The sequence below is a fragment of the Pseudomonas sp. 1928-m genome, from assembly GCF_029269135.1.
Lineage (GTDB): Bacteria > Pseudomonadota > Gammaproteobacteria > Pseudomonadales > Pseudomonadaceae > Aquipseudomonas.
The window spans coordinates 767742-788120 of record NZ_JARIXO010000001.1 but is presented as its reverse complement, the minus strand read 5'-3'; the positions used below and the strand labels follow the sequence as shown (position 1 = coordinate 788120).

The 20379-nt window shown below is 63.3% G+C and carries 19 protein-coding genes; 17 read left to right on the top strand and 2 right to left on the bottom strand.

What is annotated here, in order from left to right:
- Positions 1-97: 97 nt before the first annotated feature.
- Complete coding sequence (gene mscK / locus P3C18_RS03515) at positions 98-3454, top strand: mechanosensitive channel MscK (RefSeq protein ID WP_275960488.1); 3357 nt, start codon at positions 98-100, stop codon at positions 3452-3454.
- 76 nt (positions 3455-3530) lie between these two features.
- Positions 3531-4991: a protein adenylyltransferase SelO gene (locus tag P3C18_RS03510; protein WP_275960487.1), complete on the top strand. Its 1461-nt coding sequence runs from the start codon at positions 3531-3533 to the stop codon at positions 4989-4991.
- A gap of 88 nt (positions 4992-5079) precedes the next feature.
- Here the strand turns inward: P3C18_RS03510 and P3C18_RS03505 are convergent, their stop codons facing one another.
- A complete protein-coding gene (locus P3C18_RS03505; RefSeq protein WP_275960486.1) occupies positions 5080-5778 on the bottom strand; it encodes an aspartate/glutamate racemase family protein in 699 nt (232 codons plus the stop codon).
- Positions 5779-6015: 237 nt separating this feature from the next.
- Here P3C18_RS03505 and P3C18_RS03500 point away from each other — a divergent pair, with 237 nt between their 5' ends.
- The 5 genes from P3C18_RS03500 (at position 6016) to P3C18_RS03480 (ending at position 11290) form a co-directional block, all read left to right on the top strand.
- The gene (locus P3C18_RS03500; RefSeq protein WP_275960485.1) at positions 6016-7812 is read left to right on the top strand and encodes an SLC13 family permease; all 1797 of its coding nucleotides are present in this window, start codon (positions 6016-6018) and stop codon (positions 7810-7812) included.
- A 265-nt stretch (positions 7813-8077) separates the two neighbouring features.
- A complete protein-coding gene (locus P3C18_RS03495; protein WP_275960484.1) occupies positions 8078-9355 on the top strand; it encodes a bifunctional O-acetylhomoserine aminocarboxypropyltransferase/cysteine synthase in 1278 nt (425 codons plus the stop codon).
- Positions 9356-9415: 60 nt separating this feature from the next.
- A complete protein-coding gene (gene trxC, locus P3C18_RS03490) occupies positions 9416-9850 on the top strand; it encodes a thioredoxin TrxC (protein ID WP_275960483.1) in 435 nt (144 codons plus the stop codon).
- Positions 9851-9957: 107 nt separating this feature from the next.
- Positions 9958-10401: a YiiD C-terminal domain-containing protein gene (locus tag P3C18_RS03485; protein ID WP_275960482.1), complete on the top strand. Its 444-nt coding sequence runs from the start codon at positions 9958-9960 to the stop codon at positions 10399-10401.
- 88 nt (positions 10402-10489) lie between these two features.
- Positions 10490-11290 carry a universal stress protein gene (locus P3C18_RS03480; protein WP_275960481.1) on the top strand — a complete coding sequence of 267 codons (801 nt, stop codon included), beginning with the start codon at positions 10490-10492 and terminating at the stop codon, positions 11288-11290.
- A gap of 58 nt (positions 11291-11348) precedes the next feature.
- Here P3C18_RS03480 and P3C18_RS03475 read toward each other — a convergent pair whose 3' ends face one another.
- Entirely contained in the window at positions 11349-12119 is a 771-nt protein-coding gene (locus P3C18_RS03475) for a ParA family protein (protein ID WP_275960480.1), read from the bottom strand.
- Positions 12120-12346: 227 nt separating this feature from the next.
- Between P3C18_RS03475 and P3C18_RS03470 the strand changes: the two genes are divergently transcribed.
- From P3C18_RS03470 to P3C18_RS03425, 10 genes are all read left to right on the top strand, one after another.
- Positions 12347-13063, top strand: a complete 717-nt coding sequence (locus tag P3C18_RS03470) for a beta-ketoacyl synthase chain length factor (protein ID WP_275960479.1) — start codon at positions 12347-12349, stop codon at positions 13061-13063.
- Positions 13036-13851: a lysophospholipid acyltransferase family protein gene (locus tag P3C18_RS03465; protein ID WP_275960478.1), complete on the top strand. Its 816-nt coding sequence runs from the start codon at positions 13036-13038 to the stop codon at positions 13849-13851. Before P3C18_RS03470 ends, P3C18_RS03465 begins: the two co-directional genes overlap by 28 nt.
- On the top strand, positions 13826-14086 hold the full coding sequence (locus tag P3C18_RS03460; RefSeq protein WP_090249897.1) for a phosphopantetheine-binding protein: 261 nt from the start codon (positions 13826-13828) through the stop codon (positions 14084-14086). The genes P3C18_RS03465 and P3C18_RS03460 overlap by 26 nt, the downstream gene beginning before the upstream one ends.
- An 11-nt stretch (positions 14087-14097) precedes the next feature.
- Positions 14098-14358, top strand: a complete 261-nt coding sequence (locus tag P3C18_RS03455) for an acyl carrier protein (RefSeq protein ID WP_090380641.1) — start codon at positions 14098-14100, stop codon at positions 14356-14358.
- Positions 14358-14903, top strand: a complete 546-nt coding sequence (locus P3C18_RS03450; RefSeq protein WP_275960477.1) for a hypothetical protein — start codon at positions 14358-14360, stop codon at positions 14901-14903. Before P3C18_RS03455 ends, P3C18_RS03450 begins: the two co-directional genes overlap by 1 nt.
- The gene (locus tag P3C18_RS03445) at positions 14900-16570 is read left to right on the top strand and encodes an acyl-CoA synthetase family protein (RefSeq protein WP_275960476.1); all 1671 of its coding nucleotides are present in this window, start codon (positions 14900-14902) and stop codon (positions 16568-16570) included. Before P3C18_RS03450 ends, P3C18_RS03445 begins: the two co-directional genes overlap by 4 nt.
- A 127-nt stretch (positions 16571-16697) precedes the next feature.
- Positions 16698-17480, top strand: coding sequence for a glycosyltransferase family 2 protein (locus tag P3C18_RS03440; protein WP_275960475.1), 783 nt, complete (start codon positions 16698-16700; stop codon positions 17478-17480).
- Positions 17477-18415, top strand: coding sequence for a glycosyl transferase (locus P3C18_RS03435; RefSeq protein WP_275960474.1), 939 nt, complete (start codon positions 17477-17479; stop codon positions 18413-18415). Before P3C18_RS03440 ends, P3C18_RS03435 begins: the two co-directional genes overlap by 4 nt.
- Positions 18396-19937: an aromatic amino acid ammonia-lyase gene (locus tag P3C18_RS03430; RefSeq protein WP_275960473.1), complete on the top strand. Its 1542-nt coding sequence runs from the start codon at positions 18396-18398 to the stop codon at positions 19935-19937. Before P3C18_RS03435 ends, P3C18_RS03430 begins: the two co-directional genes overlap by 20 nt.
- The gene (locus P3C18_RS03425) at positions 19930-20355 is read left to right on the top strand and encodes an acyl-CoA thioesterase (RefSeq protein ID WP_275960472.1); all 426 of its coding nucleotides are present in this window, start codon (positions 19930-19932) and stop codon (positions 20353-20355) included. Before P3C18_RS03430 ends, P3C18_RS03425 begins: the two co-directional genes overlap by 8 nt.
- Positions 20356-20379 lie beyond the last annotated feature (24 nt).

Here is a 20379-nt window from a genome sequence, read left to right as displayed (position 1 = left end):
GAGCGTAATCTAGCGCCCAAGAGCCGTTATATACGGCACAGGCGCTTAGCCAGGCGCCTGTTAAACTCAGCTTCTTTTCGAGCCAACGATCGTCACTATGCCCTCTCTTCGCACTTATCTTGCCGTCGCCCTGCTCGGGCTGTGCCTGAGCGCCCCGTTGCTGCATGCCGCCGAGCCACCGAGCCGCGCGGCCGTACAAAACAGCCTGGACAACCTGGCCGAGCGCAAGCTGCCGGAGGCCGAGCAACTGGCCGTCAAGCAGACTCTGGAAAAAACCCTGACGCTGCTGGATGAGAAAGCCGACAGCGAAAAGCGTCTGGCCGACCTTGAAAAGCAGCTGCAGCAAGCCCCACGCTTGATTGGCGAGGCGCAGCGCGACTTTGATCGACTGAAAAACAGCCTGCCCACCGAGGTCAATCTGCGCTATGGCAAAAGCGCGCTGCCGCTGCTCGAACAGCTGTTGGCCGAGCGCAACGCGCAACTCAACGAGTGGCAGAAACAGATCATCGAAGCCAACAGCCTGGTGATCACCTCGCAAACCCGCCCGGAGCGCGCCCAGGCAGAAATCAGCAGCAACCAGACCCGCAGCCAGACGATCAACGGCATCCTGAAAAGTGGCCGCGAGGCCAACAAACCGCTGAGCAACGAACGCCGTGACCAGTTGCATGCCGAACTGGCCAAGCTGGATGCGCAAACCCAGCTGCGCCGCCAGGAACTGGCCGGCAACAGCCTGCTGCAGGACCTTGGCAACAGCCGCCGTAGCCTGCTGGAAGAACGCATCAGGCGCCTCGAACAGGAACTGCTCGAGCTGCAGAACCTGATCAATGAAAAGCGCCGCAACCTCTCCGAGCAGACCGTCGCCGAGCAATCACGTGAGGCCGAAAAAGCCGGCAGCGACACCGTGCTAGCCCGCGAAAGCGCACTCAACCTGAAACTCTCCGACTACCTGCTGCGCGCCACCGACCGGCTCAATGAACTGACCCGCCTGAACCTGCAGACCAAGCAGCAACTCGACAGTCTGAGCCAAAGCGACCAGGCCCTGGCCGAACAGATCAGCGTGCTGCAGGGCAGCCTGCTGCTCTCGCGCATTCTCTATAAGCAGCAACAGGCGCTGCCGACGCTAAAGATCGACAGCAACCTGCCTGACCAGATTGCCGACCTGCGCCTGTACCAGTTCGAGCTTAACCAGCAACGCGAGGCCATCAGCAACCCCAGCGTGTATGTCGAGAAACTGCTCACCACCGCTGACAGCAACGCTGACACTCAGGCCCTGCGCACCGACCTGCTGGAAATCATCAATACCCGCCGCGAGCTGATCGACCGCCTCAACCGTGAGCTGAATGCCCTGCTCAACGAGTCGATCACCCTGCAGCTGAGTCAGAAGCAGCTGAAAACCACTGCCGACACCCTGCGCGCCACCCTCGACGAGCAGATGTTCTGGATTCCCAGCAACAAGCCGCTGGACCTGGAGTGGTTTAAATCCGCGCCGCGCCTGCTCGAACGGCAGATTGCCGAACTGCCCTGGGGCGCCAACCTGCGCCAGCTGGGCGCCGGTCTGACCGAGCGACCGCTGCTGTTCCTGCCCTTGCTGCTGCTGATTGCGGTGCTGCTGTGGCGCCGTGGTTACCTGTACCGCAAGCTCGCCGAGCTGCACCAGGACATCGGCCACTTCAAGCGCGACAGCCAGTTGCACACGCCGATGGCGATCATGCTCAACGTCTTGCTGGCACTGCCCGGCACGCTGTTCCTGGCGCTGTGCGGCTTCGCCCTGCAAATGGATGCCCGCGGACAGAACGCCAACCTGGGTGAGGCGCTGTTCCAGATGGCCCAGGCCTGGCTGGTGTTCTACACCCTGTACCGCATCCTCGCCGATGGCGGCGTGGCCGAACTGCACTTCCGCTGGGGCCGCTCGCAAGTGGCCTTCCTGCACAAACAAGTGCGCCGCCTGGGTCTGGTGGTGATCGCGCTGGTCGCCGTGGTCACGATTGCCAAGCACCAACCGGCCGGCCTGGGCGATGACGTGATCGGCCTGGCCGTGGTGCTGACCTGCTACGCGCTGATGGTCTGGCTGCTGCACAAACTGCTGCTTACCGGCCCGGCCCGCGAACATGCCTCGGCCTTCCGCATGCTGATCGGCATGGGCCTGAGCCTGCTACCACTGGCGCTGATCATTGCGGTCGGTTTCGGCTACTACTACACCGCGCTGAAACTCAGCGACCGCCTGATCAACACCCTCTACCTGCTGGTGATCTGGCTGATCATCGAAGCCACCTTCGTGCGCGGCCTGGGCGTTGCCGCACGTCGCCTGGCCTACCAGCGCGCCATGAGCAAGCGCCAGGCGCAGAGCAAGGACAGCGGCGAAGGCACGGAAACCGTGGTCGAAGAGCCAACCCTGGATATCGAACAGGTCAACCAGCAGTCGCTGCGCCTGATTCGCCTGGCCCTGCTCGGCACCTTTATCGCCGGCCTGTACTGGGTCTGGGCGGACCTGATCTCGGTATTTACCTACCTCGACAATATCTCCCTCTACGAATACAGCAGCGGTACCGGCGATGCCGCCACCCTGGTGCCAATCAGCCTCAGCGATGTGCTCGGTGCGCTGATCATCGTCGGCATCACCATCGCTCTGGCGCGCAACCTGCCCGGTCTGCTTGAAGTGCTGGTGCTGTCGCGGCTGAGTCTGGCCCAGGGCAGCGCTTACGCCACCACCACCCTGCTGTCCTACCTGATCGTGGCCATCGGCTTTGTCACCACCCTGTCGACCCTCGGCGTCAGCTGGGACAAGTTGCAATGGCTGGTGGCCGCGCTGTCGGTGGGTCTGGGTTTCGGCCTGCAGGAAATCTTCGCCAACTTTATCTCCGGCCTGATCATCCTGTTCGAGCGCCCGGTGCGCATCGGCGACGTGGTGACCATCGGCAACCTGTCTGGCACCGTGAGCAAGATCCGCATCCGCGCCACCACCATCACCGATTTCGACCGCAAAGAAATCATCGTGCCGAACAAAACCTTCGTCACCGACCAGCTGATCAACTGGTCACTCAATGACACCGTCACCCGAGTGATCATCAAGATCGGCGTAGCCTACGAAACCGACCTGCCGCTGGCGCGCAAGCTGATGATGCAGGCCGCCGAGGAAAACCCACGGGTACTGCGCGACCCGGCACCGCTGCTGTTCTTCCTGACCATCAGCGCCAGCACCTTCGACTACGAGCTGCGCTTCCATGTGCGTGAACTGGGCGACCGTAACGCGGCCACCGACGAAATCCTCACGCGCATCGCGCTGAGCTTCCGGGAAAACAACGTGGAAATGGCCTTCAACCAGGTCGAGGTGATGATCAAGAACCTGCAGGGCCAGGAGCTCAACCTGAGCAGCGGACAAGTGCTGGCGGCAGGCGCCGCTGCTGGCGCCAAGCAAGAGCAGCTGCCACCGCTCCCCGCCGTAGACCCGCTGTAAGTCAGCCACTCGGCCCGCCTGCGTGGGCCGCTACCTCATCACTGCCGGGCCACATTGGCCCGGCTGGAGCCTGACCGTGAAGCCGCTTATCGAGCTGCAGTTCGACAACCGTTTTGCCCGCCTCGGCGACGCGTTCTCCACCCCCGTGCTGCCCGAGCCGATTGCCGAGCCGCGCCTGGTGGTCGCCAGCCCGGCGGCCATGGCCCTGCTTGATCTCGACCCGAGCGAGGCCGACAGCGAGGTGTTCGCGCAGATTTTTGCCGGGCACAAGCTGTGGAGCAACGCAGAGCCGCGCGCCATGGTCTATTCCGGGCATCAGTTCGGCGGCTACAACCCACGCCTGGGCGATGGCCGAGGCCTGTTGCTCGGCGAAGTGGTCAACGATGCCGGCGAGTCCTGGGATCTGCACCTGAAAGGCGCCGGGCAAACGCCCTACTCGCGCATGGGCGACGGCCGCGCCGTGCTGCGTTCATCGATCCGCGAATTTCTCGCCAGTGAACACCTGCACGCCCTCGGCATCCCCAGCTCGCGGGCGCTGTGCGTAACCGGCTCCAGCACCCCGGTGTGGCGCGAAAAGCAGGAAAGCGCAGCAATGGTGCTACGCCTGGCGCCCAGCCATATCCGCTTCGGTCACTTCGAATACTTCTACTACACCCGCCAGCACGAGCAGCTCAAACAGCTGGCCGACCACGTGCTGCACAACCACTATGCCGACTGCCTGCAGCAGGAGCTGCCGTACCTGGCGATGTTCCGCGAAATCATCGAGCGTAACGCGGCGATGATTGCCTACTGGCAGGCCTATGGCTTCTGCCACGGGGTGATGAACACCGACAATATGTCGATCCTCGGCATCACCTTCGATTACGGCCCCTACGCCTTTCTCGATGATTTCGACGCCCAGCACATCTGCAACCACTCCGATGACAGCGGCCGCTACAGCTTCAGCAATCAGGTGCCGATCGCCCAATGGAGCCTCGCCGCCCTCGGCCAAGCCCTGGTGCCGCTGGTGGATGTAGACGCACTGCGTGAAACCCTCGGCCTGTTTCTACCGCTGTACCAGGCGCACTACCTCGACCTGATGCGCAAACGCCTGGGCCTGCTCAGCGCCGATGACGGCGACGAAGCCTTGGTGCAACACCTGCTGCAACTGATGCAGAGCAGCGCGGTGGATTACACGCTGTTCTTCCGCGAACTCGGCGACAGCCCAGCCGCGCAAGCCGTGGCGCGCCTGCGTGATGACTTTACCGACCTGGCCGGCTTCGACGCCTGGGCCGCCGACTACCTGGTGCGCAGCGCGCGCGATGGCGACGAGCAGGCGCAACGGCGCACGCGCATGCACGCGGCCAACCCCAAGTACATCTTGCGTAATTACCTGGCGCAGCAAGTGATCGAAGCCGCCGAGCAGGGCGATTACGCCCCGGTGCGCGAGCTGCATCAGGTGCTGTCGCGACCGTTCGATGAGCAACCCGGCTTCGAACGCTACGCCCAGCGACCACCGGAATGGGGTAAACACCTGGAAATCAGCTGTTCATCGTAGGTTGGGTTGAGCTTGCGAAGCCCAACAGGGAGCGCGCAACGCTCCGCCCGGCTATCGTTGGGCTTCGTCGCAAGCTCCTCAACCCAACCTACAAACCACCCAACATCCATTCCAGCCCCATGGCAACATGCAGCTCGGTGCTGTCGAGCAACGGCAACGGTGCGTCCAGGCCATCAAGCAGCAAGCCGATCTCAGTGCAACCGAGGATGGATACCTCGGCGCCCTGCTCCTGCAGCGCGCGCAAACAGTCCAGATAGAACACCCGCGCCGGCGGCAGAAACTGGCCCTGGCACAGTTCGGCAAAGATCACCCGGTCAATCTCCACCATCTGCGCCGCGTTCGGGGTGATTACTTCGATGGCAAAGCGCTCGGCCAGGCGCTGACGGTAGAAGTCCTCCTGCATGGTAAAACGCGTGCCGAGCAAGGCTGCGCGGCGCACACCCTGGCGTTGCAGCGCCTGGCCAACCGCATCACCAATATGCAGCAGAGGTATCTGCACCGCCGCCTCAATGGCCGGCGCCACCTTATGCATGGTGTTGGTGGCCAGCAGCAGGGCCGTAGCTCCCGCCCGCTCAAGGCCCTCAGCCGCCTGTGCCAGCACTTGCCCAGCCGCCTGCCAGTCGCCACGCCGCTGCAGTTCGGCGATCTCGGCAAAATCCACGGAATGCAGCAGCAGCGGCGCCGAATGCAGGCCGCCCAACTGCTCGCGCACGCCCTGGTTGAGCAAGCGGTAATAGCTGGCCGTGGACTCCCAGCTCATGCCACCCAGAATGCCTAGCTGACGCATATCACCTCCCACTCACTAAAGCCTTGAGCCTAATCCGCCAGCGGTTAAGCGCACAGACACAGTGCGCGCTAGAGCGGCCGGTACAGCCTTATCTATTAAATCGAAAAGGCATATAAACCTTTCCAAACATTCTTAGACTCTCTAAGCAGCAACCCTTATCTTCTCCGCCTTGCGTGGCCAGCCGTCTGGATTGGCGCGCCCGATACCTCACACGAGATTCGCACGCTAAGGATGTTCATGTTCTGGGACTCTCTTCCTCTGCCCCTGCTGTTTGTCGGCGCCCTGCTGGTCTGGGTGCTGTACGCCTTTGTGCGCGAGAAGTGGAGCCCGGACATCGTCGCCGCCATTGCCGTGGCGGCGCTGCTAATTACCCAGTTGCTGACACCTGCGGAAGTGCTCAGCGTGCTGAGCAACTCGGCGCCGGTGACCATCGCCTGCATGTTCGTGCTGTCTGCCGCGCTGGAGCGCACCGGTTGCATCGACGCCCTGGGCAACTGGCTGGGCAATCTGGTGGGCACCAGCCCGATTCGTGTGCTTACCGGGCTGACCGTCACCGCCCTGGTGATTTCCGCCTGCCTGAACAACACCCCAGTGGTAGCCATCCTCACCCCGGTGGCCATCGCCCTGGCCCGCCGCGCCGGCACCCTGCCGTCAAAACTGCTGATCCCGCTGTCCTACGCCACCATCCTCGGCGGCACCCTGACCATGATCGGCACCTCGACCAATATTCTGGTCGACGGCGTGGCGCGCAAGGCCGGCCTGGCGCCCTTCGGCATCTTCGAGATCACTGGCGCGGGCTTGATCCTGGCCAGTGTCGGCATGCTCTACCTGCTGACCATCGGCCGCCACCTGCTGCCTAACCGCGAAACCCTGTCCAAGCAGCTGCGCCCGGATCTGGACCGCACCTTTATGACCGAACTGCTGGTGCCGCACGACTCACCGGTTATCGGCAAAACCCTGCACGAAGCCAACCTCAACGGCGGCAGCGGCCTGCTGGTGCTCAAGCTGTTTCGCGAGGAACTGGAGCTGACCGAGCCCGCTGCCGACACCCTACTGGCCAGCGGCGACCGCCTGGTGTTGCACGGCCAAGTCAAGGATGTGGTGGAGCTGCGCGAAAGCGGCCATCTGATCTTCAACCGCAGCGACGCCTTCGAAACCATCAGCAGCCATGACGTGATCCTCGCCGAGGCCATAGTCGGGCGTAACTCGCGCTACAGCCACCGACCAATGCGCGACCTCGACCTGACCGCGCGCTATGGCATCGCCGTGCTGGCGGTGCACCGCCAGGACGAGAATATTCAGGGCAACCTCGACGATTTCGAGCTGCAGTTTGGCGACGTGATGCTGGTGGAAGGCACGCCAACGCAGATCAAGCGTTTCGCCGACAACGGCGAGCTGATCAGCCTCAATGCCGTGCAGGAACGCGCCTTCCGCCGCGACAAGGCGCCGATTGCAATCATCGCCACCCTGGCGGTGATGATCCTCGCCGCGTTTGGCGTGATGCCCATCGAAGGCCTGGCGATCATCGGCGCGGTCACCGTGCTGGCGACCCGCTGCCTGGATGTGGAAGACGCCTACAAGGCAGTGGACTGGAAGATCCTCAGCCTGATCTTCGGCATGCTGGCCATCAGCATCGCCATGGACAAAGTTGGCCTGGTCGGCCTGATGGTCAGCAATGTCATGGGGTTGATGCCCTGGGCTGGCCCACTGCTGATGCTGTCGTTTATCTACCTGTTCACCTCGATCCTCACCGAAGTGCTATCGAACAACGCCGTGGCCGTGCTGGTCACGCCGATTGCCATCGGCATGGCCCAGCACCTGGGCGTCGACCCGCGCGCCTTTGTGGTCGCAGTCATGTTCGCCGCCAGCGCCAGCTTCGCCACGCCCATCGGTTACCAGACCAACACCTTCGTCTACAACGCCGGCGGCTATCGTTTTACCGACTTTATGAAGGTCGGCATTCCGCTCAACCTGCTGCTGTGGGTAGTGGCCAGCTTCGTGATTCCCTGGTTCTTCCCGCTGACACCGGTTTAACAGGCCGTTGAAAACGTAGGCGAGGCAGCCAGCGCAAGGCAAAAACAGGCGAAAAAGCGCAGTTTACGAGCTGTAAATGAGCATTTTGAGCCTGTTTTTAACGCCGCGATGGCAACGCAGGTAGTTTTCAGCGGCCTGTTAGCGGCATAAGCGGCGAATATATCGATCTAACCCAAGGCCCGTTTCATTGCGCCAGCGCATTGACCGGGCCTGGCTGCCTTCTCCATGCTGCGTATCTTTCAATCTGCCCTGAAGGAACGCGCGCATGAAATTGGAAACCCTGGCCATCCACGCCGGTTACAGCCCCGACCCGACCACCAAGGCGGTGGCGGTGCCGATCTACCAGACCAGCTCCTTTGCCTTCGATGACACCCAGCACGGTGCCGACCTGTTCGACCTGAAGGTCGCCGGCAATATCTATTCGCGGATCATGAACCCGACCAACGCCGTGCTCGAAGAGCGCGTGGCTGCGCTGGAAGGCGGCGTCGGCGCCCTGGCCGTGGCCTCCGGCATGGCCGCCATCACCTACGCGATTCAGACCGTGGCCGAGGTTGGCGACAATATCGTCTCGGTGGCCAAGCTCTACGGCGGCACCTACAACCTGCTGGCCCACACCCTGCCGCGCTTTGGCATCCAGACCCGCTTCGCCGCCCATGACGACATCGCCGCCCTGGAAGCGCTGATCGACGAGCGCACCAAAGCGGTGTTCTGTGAATCCATCGGCAACCCAGCCGGCAATATCGTCGACCTGGCTGCCCTCGCCGCAGCGGCGCACCGCCATGGCGTGCCGCTGATCGTCGACAACACCGTGGCCACGCCGATCCTCTGCCGCCCGTTCGAGCACGGCGCGGACATCGTCGTGCACTCGCTGACCAAATACATCGGCGGCCACGGCACCAGCATCGGCGGCATAGTCGTCGACTCCGGCAAGTTCCCCTGGGCCGACAACAAGGCGCGCTTCCCGCTGCTCAATACGCCCGACCCGTCCTACCACGGCGTGACCTACACCGAGGCCTTCGGCCCGGCCGCCTTTATCGGTCGCTGCCGCGTGGTGCCGCTGCGCAACACGGGCGCGGCGCTGTCGCCGTTCAATGCCTTCCTGATCCTGCAAGGCCTGGAAACCCTGGCCCTGCGCATGGAGCGCCACTGCGAGAATGCGCTGAAGGTCGCCCACTACCTGCAAAACCACCCGCAGGTGGCCTGGGTGAAATACGCCGGCCTGCCGGATCATCCCGAGCACGAGCTGGCCGTGCGCTACACCGGCGGCAAGCCGGCGTCGATCCTGTCCTTCGGCATCGTTGGCGGTCAGGCCGCTGGCGCGCGCTTTATCGATGCACTCAAGCTGGTGGTGCGCCTGGTGAATATCGGCGATGCCAAATCGCTGGCCTGCCACCCGGCCTCGACCACCCATCGCCAGCTGAATGACGAAGAGCTGGAGCGCGCCGGCGTGCCGCGCGACATGGTGCGCCTGTCCATTGGCATCGAGCACAGCGACGATATTCTCGCCGACCTGGCGCAAGCACTGGATGCGGCGGCGGGCTGATCGCCCTTGATATCCGCGCAAGCGACTCCAGATAAGGGGTAACCGCCTCTGGAGTCGCCCATGTCCAACCCTCTGCTGATCCCCTGCCCACACTGCAACGGCCTCAACCGTATTCCCGCCGAGCGCCTGGGCGATGCGCCGCGCTGTGGCCGCTGCAAGGCCGAGGTGCTACCGAGCACACCCTTCGAGCTGACCCAGGCCAATTTCGACGCGCAGAACAAGGGCGACTTGCCGCTGCTGATTGACGTGTGGGCCAGCTGGTGCGGCCCCTGCCGCAGCTTTGCGCCCATCTATGAGCAAGCCGCCGCGCAGCTGCAAGGCCACTGCCGCCTGAGCAAGCTGGACAGCGAAGCCAACCCGCAACTGTCGGCAGAAATGGGCATCCGCTCAATCCCCACGCTGATCCTGCTCAAGGGTGGCGTGGAAGTCGCCCGGCAGAGCGGCGCCCTGCCCTTGCCGCAACTGTTCGGCTGGTTGCGTCAGCAGGGTATCTAACAGACCGCGCTGAGCGGATTGGTCAATCACACACCGCCACCGAGGTCATTACCCTGCCATCGACCAACCTTTAGGCTGGCTGCACAACAACAGGTGTGGAGCCAAGCATGACGATGCCAATCGAACTGGTACGCCAGCTCACCGAAGAACAGATCGCCTTTGTCCAGCGCAGCGGCCTCAAGGCCGAAGTGCTGGAAGTGGGTCACGTGCGCCTGCGCATGCCGCTGACGGGTAACCAGAACCATATCGGCAGCATGTACGCCGGCGCGCTGTTCACCCTGGCGGAAATTCCCGGCGGTGCGCTGTTTCTCACCAGCTTCGATGCCCAGCGTTTTTACCCCATCGTCAAGGAAATGAACCTGCGCTTTCGCCGCCCGGCCAGCGGCGATATCTGGGTTGAAGCACGCCTTACGGCGGGAGAAATCCAGCAGCTGCAAAAGCAGGCAACAGAACTCGGCAAAGCCGAGTATGTTTTACAGTTGCAGCTAACCGATGAGAGTGGTGAAGTAGTGGTCGAGAGTCGCGGTCTGTATCAATTACGCGCACGCTGACACCTGACCTTGCCCTGGGTCAAAAGTCCAGCTATGACTCGAGGTCACAATAAATGTGCCGACATGCATCGGCAGGAGAACGCCGACCATGCCCAGTCACATCCTTATTGCCCACGACCTGCGCGACACTGCGGATATGGCGCTGTGCCGCGCCACCCAGCTGGCCAAGCAGTTCAATGCCAAACTGACCATCCTGCATGTACTCGACCCGAGCAAAAGCAGCCAGGAACATGAGCAGGCCAAGCAGGCACTGGACCGCAGCCTGACCCAGTACGCCCCGGCCGGCAGCCAGCTGCTGATCCGCACCGGCATCAAGCCCTCGGAAGTGGTGTTGCAGCAACTCAATGAGCTGGGTTGCGACCTGCTGGTACTCGGTGGCCATCACCAACGCCACGACTTCTTCTCCGGCACCAGCCTCGACCGCATTGCGCGCAATTGCCCGGTGCCGCTGCTGCTGGTCGCGCGTAACGATTCGAGCCCATATGAGCGCGCCTTGGCCGCCATCGACTTCTCGCTCTGCGCCTGCAGCGCCCTCGGCCAGGCTTACCGCCTGCTGCCGGAAGCCGCCGAGTTGCACGCGCTGCACGTATTCGAACCGGACAAGGGCACGCCCAAGCAGGTCGAAGCGCAACTGAACACGCAGAAAGCCCTGATCAACCAGTTGCTGGAAGATGAAGCGCAGAACCTGCCGGAGAAAGGCCCGACCCTGACTCACTCGGTGGAGCAAGGCGGCATCCTGCGCTGCCTGCAAGCGCGCCTGAAAAGCACCAACACCGAACTGCTGGTACTCGGCAGCCACGGCCGCAGCGCACTGTCGCAAGCATTGCTCGGCAGCCTGGCGCAGCACTTCCTGCACAAGGCGCCCTGCGACATTTACGTCGTCCGTTAGGTTTTCCACGCCCAACAAAAAAGCTGCCTAGGCAGCTTTTTTGTTGTCCGCGTAACGATCAGTTGGCGTTGAGCAGGTCATGCAGCTCGACAAACTGCTGGGTCAGCTTGTGGCTGCGGTCCAGGTAGATCAGCGGCGTGCAGGCCTGGTGCGATTCGCGCATCTTCACCGAACTCATCAGGTTGACCGGCAGCACCGGCAGGCCCTCGGCGACCAGCTCATCGAGCAGCTGCTGTGGCAGGCTGGCGCGCGGCTGGAACTGATTGACCACAATGCCTTCGACTTCCAGGCCTTCGTTGTGATCTTCCTTGAGTTCTTCGATTTCGCGCAGCAAACCATACAGCGCCTGACGCGAGAAACTGTCGCAGTCGAACGGGATCAGCACGCGGTCGGCGGCGATCAACGCGGAGACGGTGTAGAAATTCAGCGCCGGCGGGGTGTCGAGGTAGATGCGCTCGTAGTCCTCGCTGAGGTCTTCGAGCAGTTTGCGCAGCTTGTTGATCTTGTGCTTCTGCTCCAGCTTGGGCTGCAAATCGGCCAGCTCGGCGGTGGCTGTGACCACATGCAGGTTGTCGAACGGCGTTTCGTAGATATCCACACTGCCTTTCTTGCCGAACGGCGCCGATGACAGCGTGCCCTTGAAGAACTCGGCAATGCCCATGGGAATGTCCTCGCCGGTCAGGCCGGTGAGGTAATGGGTCGAATTGGCCTGGGCGTCCAGGTCGATCAGCAGCGTGCGATAGCCCTGGGAAGCGCTCACCGCGGCCAGGTTGCAGGCAATACTGGACTTACCCACACCGCCCTTCTGATTGAAGATCACGCGCCGCATGAAATACCCCCTGAATCCCGCATAAACCCCGAAATGGTCCCGGATTCTATGCAAACTACGTGACAAGGGCGAGATTTTCGGCAAAACCGCGCCGCCTCCGGTCAGAACAGCAGGCCACAGATTTGCGCATGGCCCGTACGGTCTGGATAATGCCAGCACTTCGCCACACCTGCTGCCAAGCCCTTCGCTGGTTGCGGCTGGCCGTAGCCGACATGGACGCCCACCGCGTGACACATTTCAGGATCGAACAATGGCGTGCCTGGGCCCCTGGCCTGGACAGCACGGCTGACTGGTGCGCCTGGCATCAGGCACCCTCGCGCCTGGTGGATGCTGGTCAGCAGCCGGATGTCAGCGCACTGCCGGCCATGCAGCGCAGACGCTTAAGCCGCCTGGCGCGGATGGCCTTTCACGTCGCCTGGCCCTTGGCCGAAGCACACCCGCAATTACCCATGGTGTTCGCCAGTCGGCATGGCGAAACCCCACGCACCCTGACGATTCTGAGCGACCTGGCGCATGGCGAGCCGCTGTCGCCGACCCAGTTCAGCCTCTCGGTGCATAACGCGATCATTGGCCTGTGGTCGATCCAGCGCGGCGATCACAGCGAAATGACCGCCATTGCCGGCGCCGGCGACGGCCTGGAAAACGCCATATTGGAAGCCTGCGGCATGCTCCACGACGGCGCACCTGCAGTGCTAGTGGTGATTGCCGAGGAAACCCCACCCGAGCTTTACGCACCCTTTATCGATGACGTGCCGTTCCCCTATGCTGTTGGCCTGTTGCTGACGCCAGGTGATGACTGGCAGCTGCAACTGAGCCGCGCCAATGGCGCTGGCAGCGAATGGCCCCATGCCCTCAATCTGGTCCGCGCCCTGTGCAGCGATCAGCCGACCCTGCAGCACCACTGGAAGAGCCGACAATGGATCTGGTCACGCAACAAGGCCTGAGCCGTTACAGCGCGCCCTATGTCTGGCGCCTGATTGCCACGGCCCTGAGTTTCAGCCTGTTCGGCATCGGCGGCGTGCTGCTACGCGTACTGATCTTCCCGCTGCTGGCCCTGCTACCGGGTGATGCTCTGAGCCGACGCACCCGCGCCCGTGCGGTGGTGAGCAAGACCTTCTACCTGTTCGTGCGTTTTATGTACCGCAGCGGCGTGCTGACCTACGAGGTCGAAGGCATCGAGCGCCTTGGCCAGCCGGGGCAGATGGTCATCGCCAACCACCCCTCGCTGATCGATGTGGTGGTGCTGATCGCCTTTATTCGCGATGCCAACTGCGTGGTCAAACAGAGCCTGTGGGATAACCCGAGCATGCGCGGCCCCCTGCGCGCAGCCCACTACATCAGCAACAGCGGCAGCATGGACATGCTCGACGAAGCGGCCGGCGCCCTGCAGAGCGGCCAGACCCTGGTGATATTCCCCGAAGGCACGCGCACCACGCCGGGGCAGGCCCCGGAATTTCACCGTGGCGCGGCGGCTATCGCCATTCGCGGTGCGCGCATCGTTACTCCGGTGGTGATCAGCGTCAGCCCCACTACTCTGACCAAAGCCGAGCCCTGGTACAGCATTCCGTCGCGCCGTTTTCACATTCGCCTGCGCGTAGGCGAGGATATTGACCCACAACAGTTCAATGCCATGGGGCCGCCGCCGATAGCCTCACGCAAACTCAACGATTTTCTGCACCAACACTTTATGAAGGAGCTCGCCAAAGATGAGCGATTTACAGCTGGAAATTAAAAACTTGATCATCGACGCCCTGGGCCTGGAAGACATGGCTGCCGAAGACATCGCCGCCGACCTGACCCTGTTCGGTGAAGGCCTGGGCCTGGACTCGGTAGACGCCCTGGAACTCGGTCTGGCGATCCAGAAACGTTTCGGCATCAAGATCGACGCCGAAGCCAAAGACACCCGCAAGCACTTTGCCAACGTAGCCAGCCTGGCGGCATTCGTGTCATCGCAACAGACCGCCTGAGGAAGCCGCCGATGCAAACCCGTGAAGAGATTTTCGACACCCTGCGCGACGCGCTGGTCGAGCTGTTCGAGTTGGACGCCGAACGTATTACGCCGGAAGCCAACCTCTATCAGGACCTTGAGATCGATAGCATTGACGCTGTGGACCTGATCGACCATATCAAGCGCCAGACCGGCAAGAAGCTTGCGGCCGAAGAGTTCAAGGCTGTGCGCACCGTCGGTGACGTGGTCGAGGCGGTGCTGCAGCTGGTCAACGCCCCAGCCAGCGAATAATGAGTCGCCTATTTGGCCTGCTCCTGCTGCTGGCCGGGCTGCTCTATCCCTTTGCCGTGTATTACGGCATGGAGCATCTGTCGCCACGCCTGTTTGCCGCCGTGCTCGGCGGCCTGTGGCTGGTGCGTGCGCTGAGCCAATGGGGCAAGCCGGGCAATCGCTGGATGACCGCCGTGGCCCTGGGCTTCTGCCTGTTGCTGGGCCTGGCCGGTGAACCTGAGCTGCTGCGCTGGTATCCGGTGCTGCTCAACGGCCTGCTGCTGGCGCTGTTCGGCCTCAGCCTGAAGTTCGGCCCGCCGCTGATCGAGCGCCTGGCGCGCCTGACCGAGCCGCAGCTGCCGGAAGTGGCGATCCGCTACACGCGCCTGGTCACCGCCATCTGGGCCTGGTTCTTCCTGGCCAACGGCCTGGTGGTAGTGGCACTGAATTTCTGGGCGCCGCTGAGCTGGTGGACGCTGTATACCGGGTTGATTGCCTACGGCCTGATGGGCCTGCTGTTTGCCGGCGAATGGCTGGTGCGCCAGCGTGTAAGGAGACATGAATGAACTGGCTGCCCCTCGAGCACCTGCTGCTCGAAGCCCACCCAGGTCGCGCAGTAACCGTGGACCTGGACCAGCCCCAGCTGCGCCAGCACGCCCTGCAACTGGCGGCTGAGCTGCAAGGCCGTGGCGTAAAACGCCTGGCGCTGTACCTCGACGATGCCGCTGAACTGGCCATCGCCCTGCTGGCCGCCTGGCGCGCCGGGATTGCCGTACTGCTGCCGGCCGATGCCCAGCCGCAAACCCGCCAACGCATGACTACGCAGTGCGACCTGTGGCTGGACAATCTAGATGACCTGCTTAGTCCCGAAAGCGCTGCGCTGCCAGCGGCCCCGCTCGATCTCGACCAGTGCCGGCTGACCCTGTGCACCTCCGGTTCCAGCGGCGAAGCCAAGCTGATCGACAAATCCCTGCGCCAGCTGGCCAATGAAGTCACCGCCCTGGAGCAACTGTGGGGCGAGCAACTGGGCCAGGCGACCATCCTTGGCAGCGTCGCCACCCAGCATATCTACGGCCTGCTGTTTCGCGTGCTCTGGCCGCTGTGCGCCGGCCGCGCCTTCCAGCGCCGCGCCCAGCCATTCCCCGAAGATTTGCAACGCGAAAGCCTGGCCAGCGGCAGCGACTTTGCCTGGGTCGCCAGCCCGGCTCTGTTGAAGAGAATGGGCGATAACCTCAACTGGCCAGCGCTACGTGCAGTGCGTCAGGTGTTCTCCTCCGGCGGCGCGCTACCCGGCGAAACCGCCGCTGAGCTGCATGAACTGCTTGGCCAATGGCCCACGGAAATCTACGGCAGCTCGGAAACCGGCGGCATTGCCTGGCGCCAGGGCGGTGAGCTGTGGACGCCCTTCGCCGGCATCGAACTGGGACAGAACGGCGAAGGTGCGCTGCACCTGAGCTCGCCCTACCTGCCAGCCGGCCACCGCGAGCAGACCGCCGATGCGGTGGAACTGCAGGCCGATGGCCGCTTCGCCCTGCGCGGCCGCCTGGACCGGATTATCAAGCTGGAAGAAAAGCGTATATCCCTGCCCATGCTCGAACAGGCGCTGAGCAGCCACGAATGGCTCAGCGACGCACGCTTGGGTGTGGTGCAAGAAGGCCGCGCCTACCTCGGCGCGCTGGTTGCCCTAAGCCCGGCCGGTTTGCACGCACTGCGCAATCAGGGGCGCAAGACCGTCACCGAAACCCTGCGCCGCCATCTGGCCAGTCATTGCGAAGCCATCGCCTTACCCCGGCGCTGGCGCCTGCTCGTCCAGCTGCCCTACAACAACCAGGGCAAGCTGGCGCAAGCCACAGTGGAAGCAGTATTGGCCGAGCCGCGACCGACCCAGGTGGCGCCGCTGTCCGCTGTCGAGCAGGACGGCGAATGGCAGCTGGAGCTGGTGGTACCGCTGGATCTGGCGCACTTCACCGGCCACTTCCCGCAGACCCCGGTGCTGCCAGGCGTGGTGCAAGTCGATTGGGCGCAGCAACTGGCGCGCAGCCTGATCAAAGACCTGCCGCCGCGCTTCAGCGGCATGGAAGTGCTGAAATTCCAGCAACTGGTGCGCCCCGGCGATCAGCTGCAACTGACCCTGCGTTTCGACTCCGCGCGCGGCAAGCTGTACTTCGCCTTCCGCAATGGTGAAGCGGCCTGCTCGTCCGGACGGATTCTGCTGGGAGCTGCCAGTGTCTAAACACACCCCGGAAAGCGTTGGTGAGGCAGCCAGCGCAAGGCAAGAGCAGGCGAAGAAGCGGAGTTTACAAGCGCTAAATGAGCATTCTGAGCCTGTTCTTAACGCAGCGATGGCAACGCACGACTGCATGGATGCAGGAGGTAGAGCGACGCAGGAAGCCAAAGCCGAGGTAGCTTTCCATAAGCCCTGCGCGGTGATCCCGGTCTATAACCACGAGCACGCGCTGCCCGTGGTGGTCGCCGCGCTGCATGCGGCCGGCCTGCCCTGCCTGCTGGTGGACGATGCGTCGAGTCCGGCCTGTGCGGCGGTGATGGATCAGTTGGCTACACAGCCCGACACCTACCTGGTACGCCTGCCGATCAACCAGGGCAAAGGCGGCGCGGTGATGGCCGGTCTGCGTGAAGCGGCGCGTCTGGGCTTTAGCCATGCGCTGCAGGTGGACGCCGACGGCCAGCACGACCTCAGCGATCTGCCGCACTTTATCAACGCATCACAGGCCACCCCTGAGGCGCTGATCTGCGGCTACCCGCAGTACGACGAGAGCGTGCCGAAAGGCCGCCTCTACGCGCGCTACCTGACCCACGTGTGGGTGTGGATCAACACTCTATCGCTGAGCATCCGCGACTCCATGTGCGGCTTTCGCGTGTACCCGCTGCCGGCCACCCTGGCGCTGATCGACGCGGTAAACATCGGCAAGCGCATGGATTTCGACACCGAGATTCTGGTGCGCCTGGCCTGGCGCAATCAGCCGATGCACTGGCTGCCGACCAAGGTGCACTACCCGCTGGACGGCCTCTCGCACTTTCGCCTGTGGCACGACAACGCGCTGATCTCGAAGATGCACGCCAAGCTGTTCTTCGGCATGTTGCTGCGCGCCCCGCAGATCCTCTGGCGCAGGTGGCAGGCATGAGTGGCCAGCAGCACTGGGCCGGGCAGCGCGAGCGCGGCAGTTTTATCCTGATGAAATTCACCGCAGTGCTGGCGCGCCTGCTCGGCCGTCGGCTGATCAGCCCGCTGCTGTATTTGATCGTGCTGTATTTCTACCTGTTCGGTGCCAAGGCGCGGCGCAGCATCCGCCAGTACCAGCGCAACCTGGCCAACTGGAGCGGCCGCGCCGAGCTGCAGCCCACTCGCCAGTCGGTATTTCGTCATTTCATGAGCTTCGCCGACACCCTGCTGGACAAGCTCGATGTGTGGAACGGCAAGCTCGGCCTAGAACAGGTGACCCTGATCGACCCGGGCAATGCCTGCGCCCAGCTGCACCAGCAAGGCCGTGGGCAGATGCTGGTGGCCGCGCATTTGGGCAATCTGGAAGTCTGCCGCGCCCTGGCCGAACTCGGCGAGCAGGTGACGATGAATGTGCTGGTGCACACCAAACATGCCGAACAGTTCAACCGTCTGCTCGGCGAGGCCGGTGCCACCCACCTGCGCCTGATTCAGGTCAGTGAACTGGACGCGGCAATCATGCTGCAATTGTCCGAGCGTCTGGAACGCGGTGAATGGCTGGCGATTGCCGGCGACCGCGTGCCGCTCAAGGGCAGCCGCAAGGTCAACGTGAACTTCCTCGGCAAGCCCGCCGCCTTCCCACAAGGCCCGTGGTTGCTGGCCGGGCTTCTGCAATGCCCGGTCAACCTGATTCACTGCCTGAAAATCGACAAACGCTATCAGGTGATCATCGAACCCTTCGCCGAGCGCCTGCACTGGAAGCGCAGCGAACGGGACGAGGTGATCCGCCACTGGACCCAGCGCTACGCCGACCAGCTCGCGCAGCGCTGCCTGGATGCGCCCCTGCAATGGTTCAATTTCTACCCGTTCTGGAATGAAGATGACGACAAATCAGCCTGATCCCATCGTGTTTGGCGAACGCCCCCTGAGCATCGAGCAGGTTGTCGCCCTGGCCAGCCGCAGCGCCCCGGCGCAACTGCAGAGCGATGCCGCCTACCGCGAAAAAATCGCCAAGGGCGCGCGCTTTCTCGACAGCCTGCTGGACAAGGAAGGCGTGATCTACGGTGTTACCACCGGCTACGGCGACTCCTGCGTGGTGGCCGTGCCGCTGCACCAGGTCGAGGCGCTGCCACGTCACCTCTATACCTTCCACGGCTGCGGCCTGGGCAAATTGCTGGATGAAGCCAGCACCCGCGCCGTGCTGGCCGCGCGTTTGCAGTCGCTGTGTCAGGGCGTCTCCGGGGTGCGCGTGGAGCTGCTGGAACGCCTGCAGGCGTTTCTCGAATTTGATGTGCTGCCGCTGATTCCGGAAGAAGGCTCGGTGGGCGCCAGTGGCGATCTGACGCCGCTGTCCTATGTTGCCGCCACCCTGAGCGGTGAGCGCGAAGTGATGTTCAAGGGTGAGCGCCGCAGCGCCGCCGATGTGCACAAGGAACTCGGCTGGACGCCGCTGACCCTGCGCCCGAAAGAAGCCCTGGCGCTGATGAACGGCACGGCGGTGATGACCGCCCTGGCCTGCCAGGCCTATTCCCGCGCCGACTACCTGCTGAAATTGGCCACGCGCATCACCGCGCTTAACGTGGTGGCGCTGGAAGGCAATCCGGAACACTTCGACGAGCGCCTGTTCGCCGCCAAGCCGCACCCGGGGCAGATGCAAGTCGCCGCCTGGCTGCGCCAGGACCTGGCCATCGACGCGCCGACCGCGCCGCTGCACCGCCTGCAGGACCGCTACTCGCTGCGCTGCGCGCCCCATGTACTCGGCGTGCTGGCCGACAGCCTGGGTCTGCTGCGCCAGTTCATTGAAACCGAACTGAACAGCGCCAACGACAACCCGCTGATCGACGCCGAAGCCGAGCGCGTGCTGCACGGCGGCCACTTCTACGGCGGGCATATCGCTTTTGCCATGGACAGTCTGAAAAACCTGGTGGGCAACGTCGCCGATCTGCTCGACCGCCAGCTCGCCCTGCTGGTCGACACCCGCTACAACCACGGCCTGCCGAGCAACCTGTCCGGCGCGCCTAGCGTCAGCGCGATGATCAACCACGGCTTCAAGGCCGTGCAGATCGGCACCAGCGCCTGGACCGCCGAAGCGTTGAAAAACACCATGCCGGCCAGCGTGTTCTCGCGCTCCACCGAATGCCACAACCAGGACAAGGTGAGCATGGGCACCATCGCCGCCCGCGACGCCCTGCGCAGCCTGGAGCTGACCGAACAGGTCGCCGCCGCCACCCTGCTCGCCGCGAATCAAGGCGTGTGGCTGCGTCAGCGCGACGGCAAGAGCGATATCCCTGCGCCGGTTGCCGCCATGCGTGAACAGCTGGCCGAGGACTTCCACCCGGTGATCGAAGACCGCGCCCTGGAAGCCGAGCTGCGTCTGTGCCTGGTGCGTATCCGCGCGCAGCACTGGAGGCTCTATGCGTAGCAAAGGCGTATTGCAGGCGGAAATCGAACTGCAGGTGCCGTTCTTCGACGTCGACATGATGGAAGTGGTCTGGCACGGCCACTACGTCAAATACTTCGAAGAGGCGCGCTGCGCCCTGCTCGACAAGCTCGGCCACAACTACGTGCAGATGCGCGACGCCGGCTACGCCTGGCCGGTGATCGACCTGCAGCTGCGCTATATCCGTGGCGCGCAGTTCGGCCAGAAGATCATCGTGCGCGCCGATCTGGTGGAGTGGGAAAACCGCCTGAAGATCAACTACCTGATCACTGACGCCGCCAGCGGCGAGCGCATGACCCGTGGCAGCAGCGTGCAGGTCGCGGTGGAAATCGCTACGCGGGAGATGCAGTTTGCTTCGCCCAAGGTGTTGATCGACGCCGTTGAGAAGGTGCTGGCGTGAACAGCCTGCACAAGCTCGTAGCCC